General features: G+C 74.6%; 8 protein-coding genes. 4 read left to right on the forward strand and 4 right to left on the reverse strand.

The window, feature by feature from the left end:
* Both L0B03_RS11830 and L0B03_RS11835 read left to right on the forward strand, forming a co-directional pair.
* Nucleotides 1-347 (forward strand): HRDC domain-containing protein (locus L0B03_RS11830; protein ID WP_250445998.1); only part of this gene is annotated, 347 nt, incomplete at its 5' end.
* Between the two features lie 541 nt (nucleotides 348-888).
* Entirely contained in the window at nucleotides 889-1254 is a 366-nt protein-coding gene (locus L0B03_RS11835) for a WhiB family transcriptional regulator (protein WP_250445999.1), read from the forward strand.
* Nucleotides 1255-1273: 19 nt separating this feature from the next.
* On the opposite strand, the gene L0B03_RS11840 is transcribed toward L0B03_RS11835, so the two are convergent.
* Nucleotides 1274-2362, reverse strand: coding sequence for a thiamine biosynthesis protein ThiF (locus L0B03_RS11840; RefSeq protein ID WP_250446000.1), 1089 nt, complete (start codon nucleotides 2360-2362; stop codon nucleotides 1274-1276).
* 99 nt (nucleotides 2363-2461) lie between these two features.
* Nucleotides 2462-2617, reverse strand: a complete 156-nt coding sequence (locus tag L0B03_RS11845) for a DUF5679 domain-containing protein (RefSeq protein ID WP_198026069.1) — start codon at nucleotides 2615-2617, stop codon at nucleotides 2462-2464.
* 383 nt (nucleotides 2618-3000) lie between these two features.
* Between L0B03_RS11845 and L0B03_RS11850 the strand changes: the two genes are divergently transcribed.
* A complete protein-coding gene (locus tag L0B03_RS11850) occupies nucleotides 3001-3528 on the forward strand; it encodes a YgjP-like metallopeptidase domain-containing protein (RefSeq protein ID WP_250446005.1) in 528 nt (175 codons plus the stop codon).
* 46 nt (nucleotides 3529-3574) lie between these two features.
* Here the strand turns inward: L0B03_RS11850 and L0B03_RS11855 are convergent, their stop codons facing one another.
* Nucleotides 3575-5095, reverse strand: a complete 1521-nt coding sequence (locus tag L0B03_RS11855; RefSeq protein ID WP_250446001.1) for a zinc-dependent metalloprotease — start codon at nucleotides 5093-5095, stop codon at nucleotides 3575-3577.
* Between the two features lie 124 nt (nucleotides 5096-5219).
* Between L0B03_RS11855 and L0B03_RS19600 the strand changes: the two genes are divergently transcribed.
* Nucleotides 5220-6389, forward strand: a complete 1170-nt coding sequence (locus L0B03_RS19600; protein WP_250446003.1) for a S16 family serine protease — start codon at nucleotides 5220-5222, stop codon at nucleotides 6387-6389.
* 13 nt (nucleotides 6390-6402) lie between these two features.
* Here L0B03_RS19600 and L0B03_RS11865 read toward each other — a convergent pair.
* Nucleotides 6403-6890 (reverse strand): PPA1309 family protein (locus tag L0B03_RS11865; protein WP_250446004.1); only part of this gene is annotated, 488 nt, incomplete at its 5' end.

Raw genomic sequence — 6890 nt, forward strand, 5'->3', positions numbered from 1 at the left:
CCGGGGCCCGCGCGAGCCGCAAGCGCACGCGGTCCCTCGAGGGGCTGTGGCCCACGGGGGGCCGCGGGCGCCGGTCCGGGGCCGCAGGCGGGGCTGCGGTCGACCTGGAGGACGTGGACCCGGCGCTGCTCGAGGCGCTCCACGAGTGGCGCCGCACGGTCGCGGTCGAGGCCGACAAGCCGGCGTGGACGATCGTCGTGGACGCGGCTCTCGAGACCGTGGCCCGGGACCGACCGACGACCATCGCCGAGCTGGCCCGGGTGCGGGGGATCGGACCCGCCAAGCTCGACCGCTACGGCTCCTCGCTGCTCGCCCTCGTCGCGGAGCACCCGCGTCCCCGTCCCTGAGTACGTCTTGCCCCGGTCGCTGACCAGGGGCATCTCGTCTCCGGGTGCGCTCCGGCCGGGCGGCGGGCTGCGGGTAGAAGGACCTCGCAGAACTCGGTCGTTAATTCGGTTGTGCGCCTCCGGTGCACGGTTCTAGAGTTCCTCACGTCCTTGTAGGAGGTCGGGCCGAAGAGGCCTGGGCCTGATCAGAGAGGGGGTGGGTGCACCGATGAAGACGATGACAGTGGTGAACGGCGCTGCGATGGCAGCGGGTTTCGTGCCGCGTCCTGCCGCACCCGCTCTGGATCTGATCCAGGGGAGTGGTGTGTCCGCGTACCTCGGCATCCGCCCGCGTCTGCGCGGCGAGGGACTCACCTCTGCCACCGAGCCCGACTCCGTCACGGGGGCGCTCACGGTCTGACACGACCAGGAGCCCCACCAGGCCGCGGAGTCCATCTCGGGACCCGCGGCCTTCTGCATGTCTCCGCCTCCGGGCGGTCAGCGAAGGTCCGTCGATCCCGGCACCCGACCAGCTGTCCACTCCGGAACTCAGGAGGACCTCGTGCGGCTCACCACGCTGCTCGACACGTTGAACCAGGGCGGATCAGGCCCCTGGCCCGTCCCTGCTGCACCTGCCGCACCCGCCGCACCCAGCGAGGAGCAGGCCTTCGACCAGCTCGTCGCCTCGCTCATCCCGTGCCGGGAGCACGACTCCGAGCTGTGGTTCGCCGAGGCGAGCCGGGAGGTCGAGCTCGCCAAGTCCCTGTGCCAGGACTGCCCCCTGCGCGAGGGCTGCCTGGCGGGGGCCGTGGCGCGCTCGGAGCCCTGGGGCGTCTGGGGAGGCGAGGTGTTCGTCGACGGTGTCGTCGTCCCGCGCAAGCGCGGCCGGGGACGACCCCGCAAGGACGAGTCCCGACCGGCGGCATGACCGTCGGTCGGGACCGTCCTCAGACCCGCGCGGTCAGCTCTCCCGCCGATCCGTCCGTCACCAGGCCGGTGCACCCGCAGTCCGGGTGCACCGGCCACCCCATGCCCCGGGGCACCGCCTCGGGCAGGCGCACCTCGAGCGCCCCGGTGTGGGTGGTCGCCGGCAGCCCGTCCAGGTGCGCGAGCACCTGCCCGGTGGCGAGGGCGGCCGCGGTCAGGGCGATCACCGTCTCCTCACCCCGACGCGAGCGCGTCCCCCCGAGGGCGAGCTGGGCCGCGACGGTGGGCCAGTAGGGGTCCTGCTCCGCGCGATGCAGGTCCACGCAGTGCAGGCATGGCCCGCGCCCGGGACGCACGAGCGGCCCGACCAGGACGGAGGCCTCGCGCAGGACCACCGAGAGGTGGTCGACAGACTCGCGCAGCCACGGGCGATGACGCACCGGGTCCGCGGCCCCGTGCTCGACCAGGACGACGAGGTCCGGTGGGCCCGAGGAGCGGCCACCCCGTCGACCGCTGCGGGGCGGAGCGGTCCGCACCGTCGGTGCGACGTCGTGCAGCACCCTGGCCGCCGCGGCGGACCGGACGGTCCCGACGTCCCGCGCCGTGAAGCCCCCGGCCCCCGTGTCGTGCGGGCCCACGAGCAGGTCGTCGTCGAGCTCGAGGGTCCCGACCCCGCCCGCGGCGAGCCCGGCCGCGATGCCCAGCCCGGTGCGTCCCAGGCCGCAGACCCGGACGACCTGCCCCGCGCGGGGTGCGAGGACGGGGCGAGGGTCGCCGTCCTCGGTGAGGAGCGACCAGGTCAGCTCCTCCGGGCTGGAGCGCGTCCCCGTGGTCTCCAGGAGCAGACGGCTGGCCGTGAGATGGGCGAGGACCTCGTCCGACTCGCGGGGGTCGACCCCTTCGGCGCGCAGGGCGCGCCGCAACGAGGGGGCATCAGCGCCCCGGGGCACCGACATCAGTGCGCGGGCGCTGGCGGGGGACAGGTCGCTCAGCCGGACCGCCCAGCGGTCGTCGGTACCGAGCTGCACGGTGGTCGTGTCGCACCACAGCACCTCGACCCCCGGTCGTAGCCGCGGTCCCGTGCTCTGCCTCGCGTCGTCTCCTCGCACGGCAACAGCCTGGCGTCCGGAGGACTCCCACGGTGGCTGTCCACAGGGGCCGGACATGCGAGAGGCGGCCCACGACGGGGCCGCCTCTCGTGGCGCGCGTCAGGCCTTGCCGAGGATCCGGTTCAGCTTGGTGCTGCAGACGGGGCACACGCCCTTCGCCATCCTGCGACCGTTGGCGACGACCACGTCGCCCTCGGCCTCACGCTTCTCCTTGCACTTCACGCAGTAGAACTCGCCCTTGTAGGTCTCGGCCATGAGGTATCTCCGTTCAGAAGGCTTGCGCACCGGACGCGATCGACCCGGCCGGCGTTGGTGAGCCCCGCCAGGGAGGCGGGCGTCACCGTGCACCGACAGCGTAGTGCTCAGCCCCGTGGACCGCCGCAGGAGCGGTGATCGGCGCGCCGGGTGTGGTCCAGGCCACGTCGCGGGTCGGCCGTGGGCGCTACCGTGCTCACGTGCCCCAGGACGGAGCAGCCGCACGGGAGGGACGCAGCGCGCAGGCCGCGGCCCGGTCCGGCGCTGCCGAGGACCGGGAAGGCCCGCAGTCCCCTGAGAGGCAGGACGAGGCTCCAGGACCCTCGCCGGGGTCGGAGGAGGCTCGCGCCGACACGCTCACCCAAGCCCTCGAGGCGGTCGAGGTGCGTCGCAGCCGCCGACGCGTGCGTACGGTCACCGCCTTCCGTGAGGGCGGGCGCCTGGTCGTCGCGATCCCCGCGCGCTTCACGCGGACCCAGGAGCGTGAGTGGGTCAGGCGCATGGTGACCAAGCTCGTCTCCCAGGAGCAGCGTCGGCGCCCCTCGGACGAGCAGCTGCTGGCCCGCGCGACCGAGCTCTCGACGCGCTACCTCCAGGGTCGTGCGAGGCCGACGAGCGTGGCGTGGGTGACCAACCAAGGGCGCCGCTGGGGCTCGTGCACCCCGGGGGAGGGCACGATCCGGATCTCCTCCCGGGTGCGTGGCATGCCGCGCTGGGTGCTCGACTACGTGCTGCTGCACGAGCTCGCCCACCTGCTCCACGCCGGCCACGGCCCGGAGTTCTGGGCCCTGGTCGAGCGCTACCCCAGGACCGAGCGGGCCCGCGGGTTCCTCGAGGGGGTCGCGTACGCGACCGACGCCCCCGCGGACGAGGACGAGGACGACGGCGAGGAGCAGGTCGCCGAGCCCTGAGCGGGTACCCCGCGCAGGGCTCCGGCGGGGGTGGTGCGCAGCTCCTCTACGAGGACGGCGTCCCCTGGTCGTCCTCCTCCGGGCCCTGCTCCGGGCCCTGCTCCGGGCTCTGCCCAGGGCGCTGCGTCCCGGCCCCGTCGCCGTCCTGGCCCTCGTCGGCGGCGAAGATCTCCTCGAGCGCCCGGTCGAGGTCGGCGTGCTCGTCCCCCTCGGCCGTGCGTCGTGCGGCGTAGCCGGACGGGTCGTCGAGGTCCTCGGCGGTCGGCAGCAGGTCGGGGTGCTCCCAGACGGCGTCCCGTGCGGCCGCGCCGCCGTCAGCCGCGATGAGCGACCACAGCGTCGCGGCGTCCCGCGACCGACGGGGGCGCAGCTCGAGACCGACGAGGGTCGCGAAGGTGTCCTCGGCCGGTCCGCCGGCCGCCCGGCGGCGGCGCATCATCTCGCGCAGGGCAGAGGTGTGCGGCAGGTGCGCGACGGCCGCCGCCGCGGTGACCTCGTCGACCCACCCCTCGACCAGGGCGAGGGCCGTCTCGAGGCGCAGCAGCGCGGCCTGCTGCTCGGGGGTCGTGCCGATCGAGAACACCCCGCCCGACAGCGCCTCCTGCAGGGCGGCGGGATCGGTGGGGTCGATCGTGCGGACGGCCTCCTCGAGGGAGTCGGTGTCGATCGCGATGCCGCGGGCGTAGGCCTGGACGGCGCCGATCAGGTGCGCCCGCAGCCAGGTGACGTGGGTGAACAGGCGTGCGTGGGCGGCCTCGCGCAGAGCCAGGAAGATGCGGACCTCCTCGACCGGGACGTCGAGGTCCTCGGCGAAGGCCGTGACGTTGCGGGGGACCAGGGCAGTACCGGGCCCTTCGGCGAGCGGGATGCCGATGTCGGTCGAGCCGAAGACCTCGCGGGAGAGAGTGCCGGCGGCCTGGCCGACCTGCATGCCGAAGACCGCCCCGCCGAGCTGGCGCATCATCTGCCCCGCACCGCCCGTGAGACCGAGGGCCTCCTGGTCGCCCAGGGCCCCGAGCACGTCGGTGGCCTGGCTCGCGAGGGTGTCGGCGAGGGCGTCGGCCACCGAGCTCGCCACGGGCTCGGCGAGGGTCCGCCAGGTGCCCAGCGTGCTCTCGACCCACTCCGAGCGGCTCCAGGCACGGACCGGTCCGCCTGAGGGCGGGAGGTCCGTCGCGACGTCGAGCCACAGCTCGGCGACCGAGAAGGCCGCCGTCACCTCGCGGCGCTGCTGCTGGTCGACCGAGGGGTCCCCCTCCGCGACGGCGACCTGGCGGGCGAGGTCGTGGGCGAGGTCCCAGTTGACGGGGCCGTCCCCCGAGGCGGCGAGCATCCGCTTCACCTGCTCGAGCACCTGCCCCAGGGCAGCGGGGTCCTCGGGGAGCCCGGCGGCCTGGACCATCGCCTGCAGGTCCACGGGCGTGCCGTCAGGCCCGGTCATGCCCAGGCCACGCTCGGACATCTCCTCGATCACCCGGTCCGCGTCGGGACCGAGCAGGGACCGGAGCAGCTCGGTGAGCTGCGGCGGGAGCTCGGGCCGGTCGGGGTCGGAGGGCTGGTTGCTCATCGTGCGCTCCCAAGGGCGTCGGCGGGTTCCCCACGGTAACTGCAACGGCTGCGCGTGAGCCGTGAGCGGGGCGTCGTCGTGGGCGCGTCAGCACGCCGGTTCGCTGTAGGCGCAGAATGTCCCGGTGACGCATCCCGAGCCCCCGGCCGCCACGCAGCCCTCCCCGTTCCCGGAGCAGCCTGGCGGCGATGCTCCGGACCAGGACCATGCCGACGCGGTGCCCCCGGTGCCCCCGGTGCCCCCGGTGACGCCGCGGGCCATCACCCTCGCTGCGGCGACCGTCGCCACCTCGATCCTCGTCGCGGTGGCGGCCATCGTCCCGGTGCCCTACGCCGTGCAGTCGCCGGGGCCGACCCGGGACACCCTGGGGGAGAGCGCGGGTCAGCCGCTCATCACGGTGGAGGGCACCGAGACCTACGAGTCCTCGGGGGCGTTGCTGCTCACGACGGTCTCCGTCTCCGGCGGCCCGGGGTACCCCGTGGGGCTGCCGATGCTGGTCCGGGGCTGGCTCGACGGGTCGCGGGCCGTGACCCCCGTCGAGCAGGTGTTCCCCACCACCGACACCCGCGAGGACATCGACGAGCGCAACCAGGCGCTGATGATCTCCTCGCAGGAGCACGCAGCCGTCGCGGCCCTCGAAGAGCTGGGCTACGAGGTGCCGACCGAGCTCGTGGTCGTCGAGGCGATCGCCGGGTCGGGGGCCGAGGGCGTGGTCCAGCCCGAGGACGTCGTGCAGGACCTCGACGGGGAAGGGCTGACGAGCTTCTCCGAGCTGAGCGCCCGCATGGACGACGTCCAGCCCGGGGAGACGGTCCGGCTCGGGGTCGAGCGCGCAGGCTCCCGGCACGAGCTCGAGATCACCACCGTCGAGGACGAGACGAGCGGCCGGGCGCTGCTCGGCGTGATCATCGACCCCGAGTTCGAGCTGCCGGTGGACGTCAGCATCGCCATCGAGGACATCGGGGGCCCGAGCGCAGGCAGCATGTTCGCCCTCGGAATCATCGACCTGCTCACCGAGGAGGACGAGACCGGCGGCGAGACCATCGCCGGCACCGGCACGGTGGACCTCACCGGTGCGATCGGCCCGATCGGCGGCATCCGGCAGAAGCTCGCCGGCGCCGTGCGCGACGAGGCCGCCTGGTTCCTGGCGCCCGAGGGCAACTGCGACGAGGTCGTCGGACACGTGCCGGACGGTCTGAGCGTGGTGAGCGTGGAGACCCTGGCGGACGCCCGCGCCGCGGTCCAGGCCATCGGCACGGGGCAGGGCGTGTCCCTCCCCACCTGCACCGGCTGACCGCCGGTCGCGCTCAGTCGAGGGTCGCGCGGACCGCTGCCACGAGCCCAGGGACGACGTCGGGTCCGCCGCCGACCGCGGCATCCTCGTCGTCGGCCCGGGTCCGGACCGCGCACCAGGTCTCGCCGGTCCGCAGGGCGCCGACGGCCAGGCGCACGTCCTGACGGTCGGGGTGGCCCATGAGGTACTCGAGGGCGGCGTCGGGCTCAGGCGGCATGGCGTCCTCGGCCTCGGGGGGCAGCACGACCCGCTCGACGACCACGGCCGCGCCGTCGACCGTCGCGGGCCAGGACATCCCGCCGAGCAGCTCTTCGAGGGACGCGGACTCGGGAAGGCCCTCCTGCTCGACCGAGGTCATGTGGTGCGGGTCCTGGCGCGCGACCTCGACCACGGGGGCCGGCAGCTGCTGGGCCAGCCCGGGCTCGGCGTCCAGGGCGTGGCCCGTGGCGACGAGGGCGAAGACGCGCACCGGGCCGTCCCAGCCGGAGGCGGCGACGTGCC

The sequence above is a fragment of the Actinotalea sp. C106 genome (genome assembly GCF_023630195.1).
GTDB lineage: Bacteria > Actinomycetota > Actinomycetes > Actinomycetales > Cellulomonadaceae > Actinotalea.

Bases quoted from the DNA above. Each gene is read 5' to 3' on its own strand.
- L0B03_RS11855 (WP_250446001.1), bottom strand. From the start codon at position 5,095: ATGAGCAACCAGCCCTCCGACCCCGACCGGCCCGAGCTCCCGCCGCAG.
- L0B03_RS11845 (WP_198026069.1), bottom strand. From the start codon at position 2,617: ATGGCCGAGACCTACAAGGGCGAGTTCTACTGCGTGAAGTGCAAGGAG.